Raw genomic sequence first — 2,233 nt, forward strand, 5'->3', positions numbered from 1 at the left:
CGCTTGACGTCGCCAGCAAGGCAAAAGATTTTCGTTCCCGGGCTTTTCTCAGTACCCACCTCTCGGAAAGCCTCGGCTCCGTTCAACACTATCCAAGGAATGTTGGCCAGGGTCTCCACATTATTGATTACTGTAGGGTGGCCCCATAAGCCGCGGGTAGAAGGATAGGGAGGGCGGCGGTAAGGCTCCCCGCGTTTGCCTTCCATCACCTGCAGCATGGAAGTTTCCTCGCCACAGACAAAGGCACCAGCGCTCTCCACCAGGGTAACTTCCAGGCTAAAATCCGACCCGAGAATGTGCTGCCCCAACAGTCCAGCCTTGCGAGCACTGGCAATGGCTTGGCGCAAGGCTCGCACCGCTAGGGGATACTCATGGCGCACAAAAACATAGGCCTGAGAAGCTCCTACAGCATAACTAGCTAAGATCAAGCCTTCCAGGACACCATGAGGGTCACTTTCCAGTAGAGCCCGATCCATATAGGCGCCCGGGTCACCCTCGTCGGCATTGGCCACTACGATGCGCACTGGATCGGAACTCTGAGACACGAGTTCCCATTTTTTCCCGGTAGGAAAGCCTGCCCCGCCTCGTCCTCGCAAGCCCGCGGCAGCTACCATGGCGATGATATCCTTGGGCTGAAGCTGAAAAAGGGCCCGCGCCAGAGCGAAGTAACCGCCCGTGGCCACATACTCAGCTAAGCTTTCCGGGTCTACCAAGCCGCAGCGACCACTTACGCGCCGCACCTGGGGTCGGAAGAACTCCACAAAGCCAGAATTTTCGACCCTGATTAGCTCCAAATCTTGGACACCGCGTAGTACTCCGGTTTGACGCTCTCTAGCCACAGCCAGCAAGTATACGGAAGAGGGCGATCCTTCTGCGGCCCTGATAATGCGCCACAGAGAATTGCTGTCTACCTGCCCATAGAAATAATGCTTCCCATCAGGCGTGCGTACGTCCACCAGGGGTTCGGCATAACAAGCTCCAAGACAACCAACGCTGGCCACGCGGGCTACGCCCTCCCAATCTTGCCGCGCAGCCAACTTCTGGCTGATGGCCAGCGCCCCTGCGGCCCGACCACAAGTAGCTAATCCGATGTTGACTCTAGAAACAGGGGGACAGATAGCTTCCCTTCCTTCCTCCGCCAAGCTCAGCAGCTGATGAGGCAGGGCCAGGTCTGAGGGGTTGCAGTCAACAGCCACGTTTAGCCGTGACGCGTTCATGTTTTATTCCTCAGCTCCTGAAGCAAGAAAGGCACCTGGCTAGCCTTGATCCTACCTTTTATCTGCCCGTCCACTACCACTACCGGGGCGCGACTGCAGGCACCAACGCAATAGACCTGCTCCACGGTAACAAAGCCATCCGGCGATGTGCCGTCGGCATCCAGCTTGAGCTCGTCAGCCAGGCGGTCGTAGATCAAGGGCGCTCCTCGGGCGTAGCATGCAGTTCCATAACAGACGGATAATCGGTGCTTACCAGATGGCTTGGTGCGAAAGGAGTCAAAAAAACTCACCAGGCCGTGGAGCTGGGATTCCGGCACCCCCGCGCGAGCTGCCAGTTCTGTTAGTAAGGATCGCGGGATAAAGCCTTGCTCCTCCTGTATTTGATTCAGGATATTGATTAGCTGCCTTCCAGGTTCGGGAAATTGCCCCCACAGCTCCTCCAGATATGTGGACATGTATGCTTCCACCTTTGCGAACAGAAAGCCCCTTCGGTATCGCCCATTCAAGTCAGCTCGGACGCCTTTTGGCCTCCTCGGTCGGGGCACGGCGCATACCCAGGACATAGCCGCAAATATGGACCAGGTCCAGGATGATAAGGACAACAAGCCTCCAGCTAAGACTTGAGACTACCGGGTAAAGCCCGGCCCCGAAAGGGAAGCAACCAGGATGACCGTGCCTGTCCCCGAGGAGGGGGCATTGACCAAAGCAGCGGCGCCCGGTCGGCTCCGTGCCAAAACGACCGCTCTCATTCGGCCTAACAATCAGCTCCTCGCGCCCCTCCTGGTATCAAAGGCTGCTTAGGCCTTGTCCGCTATAACACGACAGGCCCGCCCCCGGCTCTGAGGGCGGGCCTGTCGTGGCCTCTATCCCAGCCGCACTGGCTGAAGCGGAAAGGCAATACTAGGGAGCAAACAGCACCATCTTGCCCTTGGCAGCCATCTTCGCAGCCAATTCCTCCACCGGCCCGTACTCCATTACCTGGGCCTGGCAGTGCTGGACGCAGGCCGACTTCTTGC

3 protein-coding genes are annotated in these 2,233 nt (G+C 58.0%); all 3 read right to left on the reverse strand.

Translation table 11 applies throughout. From position 1 onward, the window contains the following. Nucleotides 1-1,217, reverse strand: a 1,217-nt coding sequence (locus H5U02_15205; protein MBC7343768.1) for an NADH-quinone oxidoreductase subunit F, incomplete at its 3' end; no start/stop codon positions are given. Beyond that, a complete protein-coding gene (locus H5U02_15210; protein MBC7343769.1) occupies nt 1,214-1,672 on the reverse strand; it encodes an NAD(P)H-dependent oxidoreductase subunit E in 459 nt (152 codons plus the stop codon). The genes H5U02_15205 and H5U02_15210, both read right to left, overlap by 4 nt. A gap of 445 nt (nt 1,673-2,117) precedes the next feature. After that, nucleotides 2,118-2,233 (reverse strand): oxidoreductase (locus H5U02_15215; GenBank protein MBC7343770.1); only part of this gene is annotated, 116 nt, incomplete at its 5' end.

This window comes from Clostridia bacterium, assembly GCA_014360065.1.
Classification (GTDB): Bacteria; Bacillota; DSM-521; order Neomoorellales; family JACIYF01; genus JACIYF01.

What these genes read in the sequence shown, in the direction of transcription:
- H5U02_15210 (MBC7343769.1), bottom strand. Translation starts at nt 1,672, where the DNA reads ATGTCCACATATCTGGAGGAGCTGTGGGGGCAATTTCCCGAACCTGGA.